Source organism: Enterobacter sp. DSM 30060, from assembly GCF_013375955.1.
Taxonomy (GTDB): domain Bacteria; phylum Pseudomonadota; class Gammaproteobacteria; order Enterobacterales; family Enterobacteriaceae; genus Enterobacter; species Enterobacter intestinihominis.
The window spans coordinates 4,274,267-4,290,851 of sequence record NZ_CP056118.1 but is presented as its reverse complement, the minus strand read 5'-3'; the positions used below and the strand labels follow the sequence as shown (position 1 = coordinate 4,290,851).

18 protein-coding genes and 1 pseudogene are annotated in these 16,585 nt (G+C 50.7%); 8 read left to right on the top strand and 11 right to left on the bottom strand.

Annotation, left to right across the window (positions count from 1 at the left end; translation table 11 throughout):
* Positions 1–126 precede the first annotated feature (126 nt).
* From HWQ15_RS20515 to dbpA, 4 genes are all read left to right on the top strand, one after another.
* Complete coding sequence (locus HWQ15_RS20515) at positions 127–1,257, top strand: methyl-accepting chemotaxis protein (protein ID WP_080454251.1); 1,131 nt, start codon at positions 127–129, stop codon at positions 1,255–1,257.
* A gap of 90 nt (positions 1,258–1,347) precedes the next feature.
* Positions 1,348–2,331: a zinc transporter ZntB gene (gene zntB, locus HWQ15_RS20510; protein WP_032624170.1), complete on the top strand. Its 984-nt coding sequence runs from the start codon at positions 1,348–1,350 to the stop codon at positions 2,329–2,331.
* A gap of 281 nt (positions 2,332–2,612) precedes the next feature.
* A complete protein-coding gene (locus tag HWQ15_RS20505; RefSeq protein WP_369702450.1) occupies positions 2,613–2,759 on the top strand; it encodes a hypothetical protein in 147 nt (48 codons plus the stop codon).
* 57 nt (positions 2,760–2,816) lie between these two features.
* Positions 2,817–4,190 (top strand): ATP-dependent RNA helicase DbpA, encoded by a 1,374-nt coding sequence (gene dbpA / locus HWQ15_RS20500; protein WP_022648261.1) that lies wholly within the window; start codon positions 2,817–2,819, stop codon positions 4,188–4,190.
* 43 nt (positions 4,191–4,233) lie between these two features.
* Here the strand turns inward: dbpA and ttcA are convergent, their stop codons facing one another.
* From ttcA to HWQ15_RS20455, 11 genes and pseudogenes are all read right to left on the bottom strand, one after another.
* The gene (ttcA, locus tag HWQ15_RS20495; RefSeq protein WP_032609308.1) at positions 4,234–5,169 is read right to left on the bottom strand and encodes a tRNA 2-thiocytidine(32) synthetase TtcA; all 936 of its coding nucleotides are present in this window, start codon (positions 5,167–5,169) and stop codon (positions 4,234–4,236) included.
* A gap of 49 nt (positions 5,170–5,218) precedes the next feature.
* Positions 5,219–6,457 carry a site-specific integrase gene (locus HWQ15_RS20490; RefSeq protein ID WP_063149584.1) on the bottom strand — a complete coding sequence of 413 codons (1,239 nt, stop codon included), beginning with the start codon at positions 6,455–6,457 and terminating at the stop codon, positions 5,219–5,221.
* A gap of 1 nt (position 6,458) precedes the next feature.
* Entirely contained in the window at positions 6,459–6,671 is a 213-nt protein-coding gene (xisR, locus tag HWQ15_RS20485) for an excisionase family protein (RefSeq protein ID WP_014884030.1), read from the bottom strand.
* Positions 6,672–6,735: 64 nt separating this feature from the next.
* Positions 6,736–6,978 (bottom strand): DUF4060 family protein, encoded by a 243-nt coding sequence (locus tag HWQ15_RS20480; RefSeq protein WP_020882485.1) that lies wholly within the window; start codon positions 6,976–6,978, stop codon positions 6,736–6,738.
* Between the two features lie 38 nt (positions 6,979–7,016).
* Positions 7,017–8,102 carry a RecT family recombinase gene (locus HWQ15_RS20475; protein ID WP_063149583.1) on the bottom strand — a complete coding sequence of 362 codons (1,086 nt, stop codon included), beginning with the start codon at positions 8,100–8,102 and terminating at the stop codon, positions 7,017–7,019.
* 9 nt (positions 8,103–8,111) lie between these two features.
* Positions 8,112–11,285, bottom strand: coding sequence for a RecE family exodeoxyribonuclease (locus HWQ15_RS20470; RefSeq protein ID WP_063149582.1), 3,174 nt, complete (start codon positions 11,283–11,285; stop codon positions 8,112–8,114).
* A gap of 140 nt (positions 11,286–11,425) precedes the next feature.
* Entirely contained in the window at positions 11,426–11,590 is a 165-nt protein-coding gene (locus HWQ15_RS23355; RefSeq protein WP_063149581.1) for a YdaE family protein, read from the bottom strand.
* A pseudogene (locus HWQ15_RS23350) lies at positions 11,583–11,738 on the bottom strand (hypothetical protein); the annotation flags it as partial. The gene HWQ15_RS23355 and the pseudogene HWQ15_RS23350, both read right to left, overlap by 8 nt.
* Before the next feature lie 330 nt (positions 11,739–12,068).
* A complete protein-coding gene (locus HWQ15_RS20465) occupies positions 12,069–12,446 on the bottom strand; it encodes an ASCH domain-containing protein (protein WP_046887732.1) in 378 nt (125 codons plus the stop codon).
* Positions 12,424–13,485: a hypothetical protein gene (locus HWQ15_RS20460; RefSeq protein ID WP_046887733.1), complete on the bottom strand. Its 1,062-nt coding sequence runs from the start codon at positions 13,483–13,485 to the stop codon at positions 12,424–12,426. Before HWQ15_RS20460 ends, HWQ15_RS20465 begins: the two co-directional genes overlap by 23 nt.
* A gap of 67 nt (positions 13,486–13,552) precedes the next feature.
* Entirely contained in the window at positions 13,553–13,963 is a 411-nt protein-coding gene (locus tag HWQ15_RS20455; protein WP_063149580.1) for a helix-turn-helix domain-containing protein, read from the bottom strand.
* 72 nt (positions 13,964–14,035) lie between these two features.
* Here HWQ15_RS20455 and HWQ15_RS20450 point away from each other — a divergent pair, with 72 nt between their 5' ends.
* The 4 genes from HWQ15_RS20450 to HWQ15_RS20435 all read left to right on the top strand — a co-directional run bounded on the left by HWQ15_RS20450 (position 14,036) and on the right by HWQ15_RS20435 (position 16,502).
* Positions 14,036–14,263 (top strand): YdaS family helix-turn-helix protein, encoded by a 228-nt coding sequence (locus HWQ15_RS20450; RefSeq protein ID WP_046887735.1) that lies wholly within the window; start codon positions 14,036–14,038, stop codon positions 14,261–14,263.
* A gap of 2 nt (positions 14,264–14,265) precedes the next feature.
* Positions 14,266–14,817, top strand: a complete 552-nt coding sequence (locus tag HWQ15_RS20445) for a toxin YdaT family protein (protein ID WP_063149579.1) — start codon at positions 14,266–14,268, stop codon at positions 14,815–14,817.
* A gap of 84 nt (positions 14,818–14,901) precedes the next feature.
* Entirely contained in the window at positions 14,902–15,819 is a 918-nt protein-coding gene (locus tag HWQ15_RS20440) for a replication protein (RefSeq protein WP_063149578.1), read from the top strand.
* Positions 15,816–16,502 (top strand): replication protein P, encoded by a 687-nt coding sequence (locus HWQ15_RS20435; RefSeq protein ID WP_063149577.1) that lies wholly within the window; start codon positions 15,816–15,818, stop codon positions 16,500–16,502. Before HWQ15_RS20440 ends, HWQ15_RS20435 begins: the two co-directional genes overlap by 4 nt.
* Positions 16,503–16,585: the final 83 nt, after the last annotated feature.

Here is a 16,585-nt window from a genome sequence, read left to right as displayed (position 1 = left end):
TGCCTTAAGCGAAACTGCTCAAATCAAACTGCAAAAGAACAAACCAACGACGAACGTGAGGACAAAATACTGTGGCAATGCTATAAACCTTAGTGCCCACAAAAATATAAAGTCGTAGGAAAAACTATGCTTAGAAATATTAGTGTCAGAACCTTCATTGTCTATTTCCTTTTATGTGTGTTTTTGGTAAGTGATGGAGTTATAGCGCTATTTTCAGGGAGTTTTTCGCTTTTTATTGCAGTCATTATCGTACAATGTATCGCCTTAATTTTACTCTGGGCGTATATGACAAAATATCTTGTGACGCCGATCAATACTGTGAAAAAAAGTATTGAAGAAGTGACGTCAGGCAATCTCGGCGTGTCGATCCCTGAATTCGGCAACAACTGTGCGGGACGACTGATCCCGGGCATTAATAGTCTCTTCAGCAACATTGCAACGCTGGTCCGTGAGATCCGCGCCTCCTCGCAAACCGCGATGACCCTGTCAGATCAGCTTTCTTCACGCAGCGCGCAGCTTTCCGTTAAAACAGAACAGCAGTCAGCTTCGCTGGTGCAAACGGCAGCAAGCATGGAAGAGATGGCTGCAAGTACAAAAAATAATGCCGACAATACCCGTTTAGCCAGCGAACAGGCGAATATCGCGACGTTGCAGGCGCGTAAAGGCGGAGAGTTAATGGGGCAGGTCGCGAACAATATGCAATCAATTACCGACTGCGCCCAGAAAATGACAGAGATTATCTCGCTGATTGACGGTATCGCTTTTCAGACCAATATTCTGGCGCTTAACGCCGCCGTTGAAGCGGCAAGAGCGGGCGACCATGGAAAAGGATTTTCAGTGGTCGCTGGTGAGGTCAGAAGCCTGGCGCATCGTAGCGCCGAAGCGGCAAAAAATATTAAGTCATTGATTGAAGTCACCAGCCATAACGTGACGCAGGGCGTTAACGTAGTCTCTGAAGCTGAAAAAAACATGCACGACATCGTTACCGGCTCGGGCAACGTGAGCCGACTGATGGATGAAATTTCCGCCTCAACATCGGAACAAGAAAAAGGGATTTCACAAATCACGCTGGCATTGTCAGAGCTGGAACGCGTAACACAGAGCAATGTGTCGATGGTTGAAGAACTCAACGGTTCGTCAGATGTGTTGCGCAATCAGGTGATTGAACTTCAGACACGAACACGTAATTTCCGTCTGAAGAACGAGTACCAGGCTGATAATGCGTTAATAAGCCGCGAATGGGTGGTGAATTCCTGAGCATATTCAGGATGATGCCTCACATAATTATTGCTTAACCCTCGACGAAAGCTAGACTGACACCGAAAGAGATAAATCGGTGGAGGCGCTGTGGAGAGCATTAAAGGGTCTGAAGTTAACGTACCTGACGCGGTTTTTGCATGGGTACTTGATGGGCGCGGGGGCGCAAGGCCGCTTGAAGATCAGGATCACATCGACAACGAACACCCATGCTGGCTGCACCTCAACTACACGCACCCGGACAGCGCCGAGTGGCTCGCGTCCACGCCGCTATTGCCCAACAACGTTCGGGATGCGCTGGCGGGAGAAAGTCTCAGACCTCGCGTCAGCCGGATGGGTGAGGGGACGTTAATAACACTGCGTTGCATAAACGGCAGTACGGATGAGCGTCCGGATCAGCTGGTGGCAATGCGTGTCTACATGAATGAACGATTGATTGTTTCCACCCGTCAGCGAAAAGTGCTGGCGCTGGATGACGTCATTAACGATCTGAAAGAGGGCACGGGGCCTACGGATTGCGGAAGCTGGCTGGTGGATGTATGTGATGCGCTGACCGATCATGCCAGCGAGTTTATTGAAGAGCTCCACGATAAAATCATCGATCTGGAAGACAACCTGCTCGATCAGCAAATTCCCCCACGTGGTTTTCTGGCGTTGTTGCGAAAACAGCTTATTGTTATGCGCCGCTATATGACCCCGCAGCGCGACGTCTATGCGAGACTGGCCAGCGAACGCATGAGCTGGATGAATGACGATCAGCGTCGCAGAATGCAGGATATTGCTGACCGGCTGGGACGTGGTCTGGACGAAATTGATTCGTGTATCGCCAGAACGGCGGTCATGGCGGATGAGATAGCACAGGTAATGCAGGAGTCATTAGCCAGGAGAACCTATACCATGTCGCTGATGGCGATGGTCTTTTTGCCAAGTACGTTCTTAACCGGGTTGTTTGGCGTCAATCTTGGGGGGATCCCCGGCGGTGAATATCACTATGGCTTCACCACGTTTTGCGTCATGTTAGTGGTTTTGATTGGGGGTGTTGCATGGTGGTTGCATCGTAGTAAATGGCTGTAAATTTACGCATTTTCTAATGCTGCGACTGCTTCAAAACGACATTTTAATTGAGCGAAGTCAATAAACTTAGACCATGTTAGGTGCAATATTACTCCCGCAGGTGAATGCAACGTCAAGCGATGGGCGTTGCGCTCCATATTGTCTTACTTCCTTTTTTTGAATTACTGCATAGCACAATTGATTCGTACGACGCCGACTTCATAGTCGGCTTTTTTTTGCCTCCTGTTTATCTGCGTCTACCCTTTAGGGGTAAGCACCCTAATCTGGAGGAAAAGATGAGTATGCTACTTGCCCTGCAACGCCTGAACACATGGCAGTCCGATCCGGTGCCCACCGATCCGACCCCAATTCCCGATCCCATCCCGCGTCCGCAGCCGATGCCGGATCCGCCACCGGACGAAGAACCGATTAAATTGTCGCATCGTTAGCGGAGATCTGCGAGGATACGCGCCATCTGACTGCAATCATTACCATGAGAGTATATTGTGACCGCTTTTTCCACGCTGAACGTTCTGCCTGAAGCCCAACTGACTAACCTGAATGAGTTGGGCTACCTCACTATGACCCCTGTCCAGGCCGCCGCGCTGCCGGCTATCCTTGAAGGCCGGGATGTGCGCGTGCAGGCGAAAACCGGTAGTGGAAAAACGGCTGCATTTGGACTCGGCCTGTTGCAGCATATTGATGCAACCCTGTTTCAGACCCAGTCCCTGATACTCTGCCCGACGCGCGAGCTGGCCGACCAGGTCGCGGGTGAGCTGCGTCGTCTGGCGCGTTTTTTGCCTAACACTAAAATTTTAACGCTCTGCGGCGGACAACCGTTCGGTGCGCAGCGCGATTCCCTTCAACACGCGCCGCATATCATTGTGGCAACGCCGGGCCGTCTGCTTGATCACCTGCAAAAAGGCACCGTTTCACTCGATGCACTGCAAACGCTGGTGATGGATGAAGCTGACCGCATGCTGGATATGGGCTTCAGCGATGCGATTGACGAAGTGATCCGATTTGCGCCAGCCACGCGTCAGACGCTGCTTTTTTCTGCCACCTGGCCAGAGGCGATTGCGGCGATCAGCGGGCGCGTGCAGAAGAACCCGCTGACCATTGAAATCGATACTGTCGATGCATTGCCAGCGATTGAGCAGCAGTTCTTCGAGACGTCGCAGCAGGGCAAAATTCCACTGCTGCAAAAATTGCTTAGCCAACACCAGCCAGCGTCCTGCGTGGTGTTCTGTAATACCAAAAAAGATTGTCAGGCGGTGTGCGATGCCCTGAATGATGCCGGACAGAGCGCATTATCGCTGCATGGCGATCTGGAGCAGCGCGATCGCGATCAGACGCTGGTGCGTTTCGCTAACGGCAGCGCTCGCGTGCTGGTTGCAACGGATGTGGCGGCTCGTGGCCTGGATATTAAATCGCTTGAACTGGTGGTGAATTTCGAACTGGCATGGGATCCGGAAGTGCATGTCCACCGCATCGGGCGTACCGCGCGTGCGGGTAACAGCGGTCTCGCCATCAGCTTCTGCGCGCCTGAAGAGGCGCAGCGCGCTAATATTCTTGCGGAAATGCTGCAACTGAAACTCAACTGGGTGAATGCCCCCGGTAATATCAGCATCGCTCCGCTGGCGGCGGAAATGGCCACCCTGTGCATCGACGGCGGAAAAAAAGCCAAAATGCGTCCCGGTGACGTTCTGGGGGCGTTAACAGGGGATATTGGTCTCGACGGGGCAGATATTGGCAAGATCACGGTCCATCCTGCACATGTCTATGTAGCGGTTCGCCAGTCGGTTGCGCATAAGGCCTGGAAACAGTTGCAGGGCGGGAAGATTAAAGGGAAAACCTGCCGCGTTCGGCTGCTGAAGTAAGGGAAAAAAGCGTCTCAGAAGCACTGTCTGAGACGCAGTCAGGTTATTTCACTTCCACCACGTTCAGGCGCAGTTCATCGAATTGCGCATCCTCTTCCTCTGGCTGCCAGCCAGCAGGCTGCATCGGGATCTCTTCGCGGTCAAACGCCAGATCCCCGCCATTCACCACCTCTGAACCGTGGTTAATCCCTTTGAAATCGAAAAGTTCAACATCGGCGAGGTGCGAAGGCACCACGTTCTGCATGGCGCTGAACATGGTTTCGATGCGGCCCGGATAGCGTTTATCCCAGTCACGCAGCATGTCGCCAATGACCTGACGTTGCAGGTTCGGCTGTGAACCGCACAGATTGCACGGAATGATAGGGAAGGCTTTGGCCTGAGAGAAACGCTCAATGTCTTTCTCGCGGCAGTAGGCGAGTGGGCGGATCACGATGTGTTTGCCGTCGTCACTCATCAGCTTCGGTGGCATTCCCTTCATTTTGCCGCCGTAGAACATATTCAAAAACAGCGTTTGCAGAATGTCGTCCCGGTGATGACCCAGCGCAATCTTGGTGGCGCCCAGTTCGGTTGCGGTGCGGTACAGAATGCCGCGACGCAAACGTGAGCAAAGCGAGCAGGTCGTTTTGCCCTCAGGGATCTTCTCTTTTACAATGCCGTAGGTATTCTCTTCTACGATTTTGTACTCAACGCCCAGGTTCTCAAGGTACTCCGGCAGGATATGCTCCGGGAATCCTGGCTGTTTCTGATCGAGGTTAACCGCGACCAGGGAAAAGTTCACCGGTGCGCTTTGCTGTAGATTGCGCAGGATCTCCAGCATGGTGTAGCTGTCTTTACCGCCCGACAGGCAGACCATGATGCGATCGCCTTCTTCAATCATGTTGAAGTCTGCAATGGCTTCGCCCACGTTACGGCGCAGTCGCTTTTGCAGTTTATTCAGGTTGTATTGCTCTTTCTTTGTATTTGATTGATTTTCTTGCATTTATTACTACCTTCGGAGCCGATAGGGGCATAATAGGGGCAAAAATTTTTCAGCGTGCGAGCTTATCGTTAAGCATCAGCACCTGTTCGCCATTCATTTCTTCAATCCACGCACCGTAGACTTCATAAACCATTTGCGCGTTTTCATGCCCCATCTGGCTGGCTATGAAAGACGGGTTAGCGCCGGCAGATAAAAGCCAGCAGGCAAAAGTATGCCGCGTATGGTACGGATTCCGGCGGCGAATACCAGCACGTTTTACAGCTGCGTTAAATCTGGAGCCGATACTCGATAAAGAGTAGTAGGCCTTCTGTATGCCCTTGCGCATCCTGGGCATGAAAACAAATCGCAGGTTTTGATATTCCATCGCACCATACTCACGGTGATGAAAAACAATCTCGGTTTTGGGCTGTAACGAAGTCAGCGTACGCTGTGCCTTCAAGGCCTCTAGTGCTGGCTCTAATAGCGTGATAACTCGATCACCTGCATCGGTTTTTGGTGGGACGAACATTCCTAGCGCATTAAGGTTGCGCTGTATATGAGCCGTACCTTTTTCCCAGTCGATATCTTCCCAGGCAAGAGCTGCAAGCTCTCCATGACGGACACCAGTATAAACTGCGAACGTCCACATATTGAGGCTTTGGCCACGCTCGGATTCCGCAAGCAAACTAAACTCTTGCTTCGTTAAAGGATCCGGTTTTACTTTCCCTTTGTGTAGTTTCTTGATCCCTTCAAAGGGTTTGCCACTGATAAAGCCAGATTTGTGTGCAAACCGAAGAAGGGAGCACAGAAGCGATATATAGTTGTTCACGGTACGCACAGTGCGTCCTTGTTTGTTACTTCTGGGATTTGCCAGGTAAAGTGTCTCACCGTTCAACAGCTCCTTCCTGTATTTCAGAATGTCGCTGTGGCGTATAGTTGAAACAGGCGTATCTCCGTTGATGATGTGCATTAACGTACCGAGTTGTGAGCGCGTCTTACGCATCGTGTTCGCGCTAATTTCGGTTTCTTTAATGCTCGTCCACAGTTCACACAGCTCTGAAAAGGTTTGAACTGAAACAGTGGTTACGGTTTTTTTTGCTCTGGATGATGAAGGAAAGCGCTGGTGGTAATCAAACTCTCCAAGGTTGATTTCGCTAACGATCACAGCCCGAAGGTTCCCGGCTTTTTTGATGTTCGCCGGGGTGTTAATCCAACCTTTGAGAATTTCGCGGCAACGCTTTCCCCGGTACATAAACCAGATACAAATCTTATTGTTTCTGATTTCGACACCTGTAGGCAAAGCTGCCATCTTACGCATCCCTTATTAACTGATTAATTCTCGGATAGTTGTACCAGGTTGTGCCACGCAAGGTTTTTTCTCCGGAAGGAGAAACCCGTTTAAAATGGACACCTTCCACCCAACAGCCCTGGCGATACTTCTCAATCTGTCGTTCGGTCAGGCCTGTTTTTTCTGTGAGTCTTGCGCCAACAACCCATTCTTCGTTAAAAATTACCTGCGACATGGTTCACCTCAGGTAACCGGCATGAGTATAGATATGCCGGTCTGTAGTCGTTGATATTTCAGTTTCAGTTTGCCTGGCCGGGCAGGGAACGCAGTCGGCGCATGCCGGTCATTGCTGTGGCCACGTAGCTTGCCTTGCAGTTGACCACTTCAACCCAGACCTTCACGCCTTCCACTCTCACCGTATAAGTCTCTTTCATCTTGCTGCGCCCATAATCACCATATCTTTGCTGGTGGGCTGCGAGTGCGATTTCACATGCCTGGCGAGCTAAAGGGGATTGCTTACTGCCTCGATTAATCAGTCGCATTTCTTCTCCTTGAGGGAGGGTTTCCCCTCCCGATCTCGTTAGTCCACGTATTCCGGTTTCATATCCGCCAGGGTGATGCTGAACTGACCATGCAATTCGTCGCCCAGATGTCGTTTCGACGAAGCAAGAACGCGCTCTACTTCCGCGAACCGCGCAGCTGCATCGGGTTCATCTGAAGGTGGCAAGGAATTGATGGCTGCTTCGACTTTGTTCCGTGCATCAACCAGGTAATAACGCTTCACGGCCTTGTTTTTCAGCTCAGTGAACAGGGCAGAACCCAGTGTTGCTTTCACGGTTTCAATATCTGCGCGCAGAGCTTTAGCGCTATCCACATCCTGAGCCGCCTCGATGCGGTCACGGAAATCATCAGCAAGTACATCAATATTTTGAGCTGATTCCTGAGCCGTTTGAGTGGAAGTGACGTTGTCACCTGAAATGTCTGCAAGGCTAACGTGCTGCGCCGGTGCCGGGTTTACCTCTCGTTCTTCTCGGCGATCATCCAGTTCATCAGGGGTGTAAACGCCCAGAATCACATCCGGGCAGAACAGTCTGGCCCAGCGTTTGACTGCCAGGTACGCCATCTGCTGGCGGGGATCGTCAGCCCAGAGGGTAGAGTTTCGGGTTCGTGCCTGTGCCAGCAGCAAATCGAGTTCTCTCGGCTGATCTTCACCTTTAAGCGTTGCGCGGATAATGATGCCGATCCCGGCCTCGTCAGACATGGTCCAGCCCGGGACGCGGTACTCGCCTTTGTCGCCTTTACGGATATGGAATTTCCCAACAACCTTTTCCCATGGCCCGTACCACTCATATTCAAAACGGCTGGCCAGCACGCCGCTGCGTGAAATGACGGCATTAACCAGCTGCGCTTCATACCCGAGCACACCGTTAATCAGGTGCGTCTTCTGCGCCACGGCAAAGGGATTCATCTGCCACTGTGCCGCTTGCATCGCAACTGCCATGCAGTCGGCCTGGTTGCCCTGCAGGTGTTTAGGAACAGTGGCAGTGCCCTGCGCCATAATCTGCGCGAACGTGCTGATGGCGTTCAGATACTGGGAATCGAACAAAGCCACGTTGGAGTTAATAACGGTGTTCTGGTCAGCAACGGTAACGTTAGTGTTATGCATAAATCCCCCTTAAGCCTGAGCGCGCAGCGCTTCGAGGCGGCGCAGTTCGAAGTCGTTCAGTTCATCGGTGTAATCGGTAGTGATCGGCGCTGGCCATTCGCCCGTGTCGAATCCGTATGCGATGGCGCGCATTGTTTTGCGGTACTCGAGCATGCCCAATTCCAGCAGTTCGGTGGATGCCTCAATGATGGCGATCCAGTGGTAGTTCTCGTCTTTGTTGACGAAAATCCAGAAGAACTGGTCCAGCGCCGCGGTCTCGCAATACATAGCCGCGCTGAGGTGATAGTCACGGTCTATGATTTCCCGGTGCAGCCTGGCGCGCAGGCTTTCCTGCTTCACATTCCACATGCTGATGGTTTTCAGGTCAGCACCGATGCGCACGCCGTCCAGTTCAATCTCGAGGTCAGGGCGAACACGCACTTCTAATCCGGTTTCGTCGTCGAAACCGAAATAGCTCACTTCAACGGCTCGGCTTGGATGTGTCAGCAACATGCCGGCGGTCGGGTGCGCCAGTAGTGCGGACTGAATTGCCCGAGCTGTGGCCAGCTGCTGGCGGGTAACCAGAATCTTTTCGCCAGGGTTGTCGCGCCAGGCATCCAGCAGCTCGTCTGCGAATACGGCATCGGGCATAACTGATTTAACCGCCTGGATCATGTCTGCTTTGCTGCCGGAGACTTTCAGCGGCGTCGGTTTCTGCGCTTCCTGCGCCACCAGGTCTGGATTGATGATTGCTAATTGCTCAAGTAACGCATCACGGCTGCCGCTGGTTTTAACCGGCACGGGCAGAGTGGCGTTGTACTCTTTGATGCACGCTTTCATTGCCGTTGCCGTTTGCTTCTGGCCTTGTTCAATACGCTGGTACTCAGCTGGGAGAGCCATATAGCTTTGAGCCGTTTCTTCCAGGCTGGCGCCAAGCGGCACTTGAGCGGAAAGGGATGCGTTATGTTCTTCAAGCAACGCTTTAATCTCGTCAGCGCTTAGCAGCGCCGGCAGGCTGGCGTTGTACGCGTCGATGAACTCACGCAGAGTTGCGGTGGTGGTGAAAGCACCCTCAGGGATCTCAGGTTCTACGCTGAACTCTGCTTCGAGGTTTTCCGGCTGCAGTGCAAGGGCGTGCACCAGGTTTCCCATATCCAGCACTTTGGATGCTGTGCGCGGGATGGTTTTAGCCACATGGCGCGCATTGAAATACATCAGGCTGACCCTGGCATCTTTCACCTGGGTTGAGCTAATACATTTTGCTGCGTGATAAACATCATTCGGCAGACCTTCATAGCGGCCAGGCTCGAAGTAAGCTGGGTATTCAATTACCGGTTCTGCTTGCCGCTCTTCCGGCGCTATGGAATCTGTTTGCGAATTATCTGCATCAGTGCTTTTGCCCGGTGGTACCGAATCAACATCTTCGTCTTTCTTTGACTTAGCCGTTTCCATCTGCACATCGCTGGTGGTCTCCGCTGTGTTTTCCGTTTTTTCGACTTCATTTGAGGAGGTATTGATGACCGGATCGGTATTTCCACCAATCAGGCCATCGATGGAGACCACGCCGCCACCAAAGCTGGCAACCTGTGGTTGGCGGGATGTAATTTGTTCTTCCACTGTGGAATGACGAACCTTGCGGGAGTCTTCACTCCATTCTGGATAGCCTTTAGAGCGCTCCCCGCTTTCATAGATGCCGTTCGCCGTAAACCACTCGCGCACCTGGCTACGCAGTTCGGTTATGCTTTCTTCCCCAGACCATGAAATAGCGCGGGTAACGCCAAAAATACTGTTGGCGTCGTAGTCGAGGATGTCGGTGGTTTTACCAAGAACCTTGAGCGCCTTGGCGTGCGACTCATCTTTTTTGTCAGCTAGTTCTTTGGCGGCCAGGAGTTGCGTACGGTTGATTTGTCCCGGTACTGCATCTGGGTACAGCTGAGCTATCGCGATCTCAATGCTCAGATTCGCCATGTTCTGGGCAACCGCGCGTTTATAGGATTTGGTAGTTTCTGGCTTTGCTGGTTCTAAAGGTGCAGGAGAGCCTACTTCAGAAATGCGATTACCATCTGCCCATTCGCGCACCAGGGGGCCGCGGTCAATGTAATCAGTCGCCGCCCAGATTCTGGTGAATCGGAGAACCAAAGCGAGTTCGTGACGCTTCTCCTGGCTGAACACCTTGCGAATGGCGTCGGTATAGCGCCACAGGTCTTTGGTATCGTAACCCTTAACCTCTTCGCAGTTTTCTGCCGCCAGCACCAGGTTCTGAACATAGCTGTTGTCAGTGTCCATCTCCAGCGCGCTGATACCTTCGTATTCTTCGCGGGTTAAGTGGTGGCGCAGTTCTTCGCCAGTGAACTGGGCTAGTAGCTGCTTGCGGAAGGGCATACGAACGACTGGATAACGCGTGGTTTCGTCATCATTCTCGTCAATCTGGATACCGTTATCAGGTTTTAAATCCTGAGCAATTGCAACGTCTTCGATGCTGGTGCTTTCTGATTTGAGAAGATTTAGTTTTCCGCTTCTCCACTCTTCAACTAACTGATTGCGATCGCTGGCATCTGCTCTCACCCAGTCAGCCATGAATGCAGCGATAATTTCAGCTTCCTGCGTTTCATTTGGCGCGAATACCTGCTTAATCGCCTGGACCAGTTTCCACTCAGCGTTCAGGCTGAGTTCGGCAACTTCAGGGATGTCGTTCTTCGCCAGCAGCAGGTTCTGGAGATATGTGTTGCCTTCATCCAGTGACATTTCGCTGGCAGCCAGTTGCTGTTCTTTAGTAATGTGTGACTGGTATTTGTTGCTGGTCAGGTGGACGGCAAAACGTACCGCTGGAGTGCGGTTTTCAAGCGGGACACTCTCGACGGTAGTTTCGACTTTAACGGTAGTTTCCGGTGCGGCAAAGTTGTCCACGGGGCCAGTAGGCTCAGCACCAGCCTTTGGCAGCCATGTGCGTCCATCGTCCTGCAGTGTATAGCGTTTGCACCAGGTGTAATCCACGGTGCTTTCTTCAGGCAGATCGTTGTAAACAGGGAAATCGGTGCGAACCGGTTTGACGTAATCCTTACCGCGACCGGTTTCAATACCTGCATCTTCCAGCTCAACATCGAGCTGCAGGTTTGCACGGGCTTCAGATTTCGCAGTGAACCAAATCACTGCGTCTTCTTTGCCAGATTTCTGCGTAGCCTTCACTACATAGAAAAATTCCATGTGAGATCCTCTTTTTTGGATGTAAGATCCCCGGGCCAGAGATAGCGCCCATTGGGTGAACTTTGGTTTTTTAAGTAGTTTTCCGGTGTAACTTTGGTCGGGAGCACCGGACGTACGGGCCGCCTTGCGCGGCTTTTACGTTATGCCTCGTGGGCCATCTGGTCGTACGAGGCACAACGTTCAGAGCAGTATTCTTTTTCTTTGCGCGCCAGCTGTGAGCCGTTGCGATAGAGAAGGGTACTTTTAACTACTTCCTCCGGCTTAACCGGCTTCCCGCAGTACCCACATTTCTTTGAGTTACACATCTGGATTCCCCTTTTGCGCCAGTAGGTAGCACAAGCGGCGAAGAATCACCTCGAAGAAGTTCAGTTTTACGGCTTGCTGCCGTCCTGGTTTGCGTGCGAAATCAATCATTCTCACCCTCGTTTGCCTTATCGCCGGCCAGCGGAACGTTTACACCTGATGCGCGTTAATCTCTCCACCTCATCCGACTGTTCATATGCCGTCGGCGGCTACTTCGTGGGCATCCTGCCTTGGTGGAACGTGATGCGTCTTGGTGAGTTAGATTAAATCACTGGTTTATATTGATGTCAACTAATGGTTAATGTTGATTGTAAATCTTAGGTTTATATAGCTGGATTTTGTGGCGCGCCTCCCGAATCGCAGGCAAAAAAAAACCGACGCCAAGGTCGGGACGGGGGAGTTCTGGGCGTTAGTTTGGCGGATGAGCTGGTGGGTGAGGGTATAAAAATCCCGGCGCGGTGGCCGGGTTACTTGGAATGTTCACGCAGGTAGATAAAGATAGGATTGCGGTGGTTTGATGTTACACCCTAAATCTGAAATCGGAATGGGCTCTTGATAGCGCTCAACTTCTCCGATTTTTATTGCGTACGCCTTGTCTCTTCCTGAGTAGTAGCTATCAAAAAACTGCTTCGAAATGCCGGCATATTTTTTTGTTTCTTTCCAAAGCGACTCAGGCTCACCGGAAAGTATCGATTCAATCTGGAATTGGCCTACTACTTTACCAAGGGGCATTGTCGCATAGATCACAACAATACTGATTTCTTGATTTTTGAAGATCCCTTTGCGAAATTCAAATCGCTTGGTCCCGTCCAAAATTTTTTCAGCGAATTCTGGTTTAATGGACAATAAAACTTTCATTTACGTGACCTAACTGTATGATCTTGGAAAACTGCTCTTCGGTAAGTTCAAAATGACTCCATCTAAAACCACGAGTTCCATTTAAACCAACCTGATCTATTAGGGTAGCACGATTAGGGCGTTTCGGTAAAGATATGTTATAAGAAAAGCGGATTACATATGGATAGCGCTTATCCCTATAATAACCTCTAAGTTCTTCTTCGGAAAAGACGCTAAAGCGAAGGCAATATTCTACAAAACTATCTTCATCTCTAAAGTCATTTATATTTCTTACTGATTCGACGACGCAAATTGTTGTGGCAACGGCGCGATAATGTGCAGGTCCATTGCCATCACCAGTGCGGTAAATTACGATGATGTCACCTCTGGCCATGCGATTTACGGTCGGCATCCCGCAAATATAGATCTTATGAATACTGTTTGCGTGAGAGATATCCTTAACGATATCAGGGGACTCATTTATTAATTTTGAATCTGGAAATAACCTAGTATGGTATTCAGGATAAATGGCTAACAAGTATTTATTGGAGTCGCCGATTAATATCCTTGGATAATCTAAAAGTATATCGCCGTACACGTCATGTAAAGAACGAGCATATACATATTCTTTACCATTTTGAGTTTCTTTTTCACCATGTACGTAAAATCCGTACGTCTGAAATAATTTTATAAGATGAGCGTGTTTATCAAAAACAGTAACATACATATCATCAGAACCTGATGAGAAGGCATGGTCAAAAGCCTTTTTTAAGAATCTCTGGCCTCTGAGCGTACCTTTTGACTCAAACTTAAAAGTCCCAATCTTTAAGTGGCGTCCTTCAGGCAGTTTGGGTTTAATATCTTCGGCATCGTCATTCTCTTTGAGATACATAAATCCTTCAATTTTGCGATGCTCATCATAAAGAACATATGCGGATTCATTTGCATCAGCTTTCTTCCTGAGCCAGTCAGGAAACTCCTTATAATCCTCTTTTAAGGAGTCAAAGAAAGGGTCGTTGTGATCAAAATCAGAAAATTTCTCATACTTTAAGCTGTCCATGTTTACTCCATGTGTAATCGGAAAACGTAAGCCAATAACGATCTATGAGTTATGTCGATTTAGAACGTTAATCATCACCCTTGATACGCCGGCCCATGTACTTAGCATACAATTCGTCAAGTTCCTTCAAGCGTAGCGATACAATCCGCAACATATTTTTCTGTTCTTCTTCTGGTAACTGACGGTAAAGCTCCAGCAAGCGTTTTTCGTCAGGCTTCAGACCATCTTTCTCGCCAACGTCCTCACCGAGTAACCAGGCGACAGAGATGCCTACAGCGTCGGCTATGGCCAGTGCCGATCTCTTACTAATCACGCCCTTTTTGAACCAGCCATTTACGGCCTGAGGGGTGACTCCAGCTATCCGTGCCATATCTGCTTTGGTAACGCCGCGATCATTGATCTCAGTAAGGCGTTCAACCAGAACGAGGTTGGGTTCTTCTTTTTTCATAGAGTCATTGTAAATATTTGGTTTATACACACAATAAATCCAGGATTTGCATGTAATATAAATCTGTGGTTTACTTCTGCTGCCAATTAGCAGGAGAAGCACATGTCCGCACTCGATAAAGCAATTAAAGCCGCTGGCTCTGCCAGAAAGCTCAGCATCGCGCTTGGTGTGACGAGTATGTCTGTAAGTCATTGGAAAAATCGTGACCAAGGGATCGTCCCGCCAAGCTATATCTTCCCAATTTTCAAAATGACAGGCGTAACCCCCCATGAACTGCGCCCAGATCTCTACCCAAACCCAAGTGACGGTTTACCTAAACAGGAGCCTTAACAATGCAAACTGTTTCATTTCAACAGAGTAACAGAGCTTCCTCTAATCCAATGATATTCCCGTGTCATCAAAGCGAATCTACAGCGCAGGATATTGCTCATCGTGATCTCTGCTCTGCGGTCCGGGCGTGGGCGGCAGCAGAAGGGCGCGTAGCTGTAGCACTTCAAATCCAAGAAGCGGCGGAAGAACTTCAAATTGATGGCGTGGATTTCTCAGGCCAGGCCGATGTCTGGAACGTGAAGCTGTTCCGCTGGCTCGACAACAAAGAAGACTCCGCATCGTACCGAAAGAACGTCGAACGGTTGGTGCCCGCGATCATGTCTGTATTACCGCTTCGGTACCGCGACCGCGTCGTAAAGAATGACTCGTTTGCTTATCGAATGGCCAGGCTGGAAAAAGAGGTGAGTGAGGCGAAGCAAGCTCTGATGCTCGATGCACCGAAGAAGGAAAAGCTGAAGGAGTTAGGCGAGGGGATTTTCGAAATGTTCAGAGTCGATCCGGATCTCACAGCGCCGCTGCTGGCGATGGTCACAACCATGTTGGGGGCAATGTGAAGACATCAGAAAAGGCGAAAGCCGGTCTGCGCGAACAGAACCGACTTTCAGGTGCAAAAACGGAGTGTAATTGCGGAGCTAAGTATGTCAAACACAGCTGAAATTATCAATTTCCCCCACAGAACCGAACAACCGGGAGGTCGTATGGCCGACCTGTCGAACGGGTATACCAAGGTCGCTAACGAGATCCAGCAACTCAAGCCTCGTCTGAGAATGTCAGGCCGGGAGTGGCAGTGTTTTGAAGCGGTGATCTGGCTTACCTACGGCTGGAACAAGAAGCAGGATCGCGTTACGAACACGGTGATTGCTGAGCTTACAGGGCTGAGTGATTCGCATGTTTCTGATGCGCTCAAATCACTCGCAGAACGCAAAATTATCTTCAGTCAAAAGCAGGGCGTGATGAAAACGGTCGGTATAAATACTGACCTTTCAGCCTGGATTTTAGACAAACCGAAAACGGGAAAAGTCTTCCCGAAAACGGGAAAAGTGTTACCGAAATCGGGAAAAACCTTCCCGGAAACGGTAGACACCCAAGACTATAACAAGAACAATATTAAAATATCCTCGTCTCGGAATTCTGACGAATCCCGAAACCAGAAAACTCAAAAGTTTCTCTCTCGCCATCCAGAAGCTGCCGCCGGGATATACACCCCGGCAGGTAAATCATGGGGATCCGCTGACGACCTCAAGGCCGCTCGCTGGATTTACGACAGGCTTCTCACCGTCAACGCATCGCTATCCGAACCCAACTGGGCTGAATGGGCAAACACCATCAGGCTGATGCGCGTCCAGGACAAGCGTACTCACTACGAAATCTGTGGCCTGTTCCAGTGGGCCAACCGGGACGAATTCTGGAAAGACAACATCCTGAGCCCCTCGAGTCTGCGCAAGCAGTGGGATCAGCTCACTACCAAACGGCTACGCGCTACCGGAACGGAAAAGCCATCGCGGGGCGGTATTGACCTGCATAACACCGACTGGATTGACGGGGTGCTGGAATGAAAAATCTTGCCGAGAGCATTCGCAATTTTGACCGGGAACAGGCTTGCCGTGTGGCGCACAACATGCCTGAGCAGTACACCGAACGCGAGCATACGCAGCAGGTGGCGCAGATTATCAACGGGCTATTCGTTCAGCTGGCCGCTGCGTTCCCGGCAAGCCTGGTTAATCGTAGTCAGGAGGACGTGAACGAGATCCGCCGCCAGTGGGTGCTGGCCTTCAAAGAAAATGGGATAACCACTCTGGAGCAGGTTGAAGCTGGCATGCGTATAGTGCGTCGCCAGGAGCGTCCATTCCTGCCGTCGCCTGGCCAGTTCATCAAGTGGTGCAGGGAAGGGCGCTGCGTACTGGGGATCACCACCGCAGACGTCATGGCTGAGTACTGGAAGTGGCGCAAGCTGGTGTTCCGCTACCCGAGCAGTGAGCAGTATCCGTGGCCAAAGCCGGTTTTTTACCACATCTGCATTGAGCTGCGCCGCCGCGGAACTGATGGTCATTTGTGTCAGAAAGAGCTCGAGCGTGAAGCTGGAGAAATTCTGGCTATGTGGGAAAAGCGGGTGCTGGCCGGGAAGCCGATCCCGCCCGTTCGGAGGGCGTTGGCGGCGCCGGTATCGCCAAAGGGGCCGACACCTGCTGAGCTATTGAAAGCCAAATATGCTCGCTTGAAAGCTGGTGGCAGGGCATAGGGATGAAATGGTCCGCTTTGAGTAAAGAACAGATTGTGTGACTGAATAGAGAATTATGATCCTTTTTTTAAGATAAAATCCAG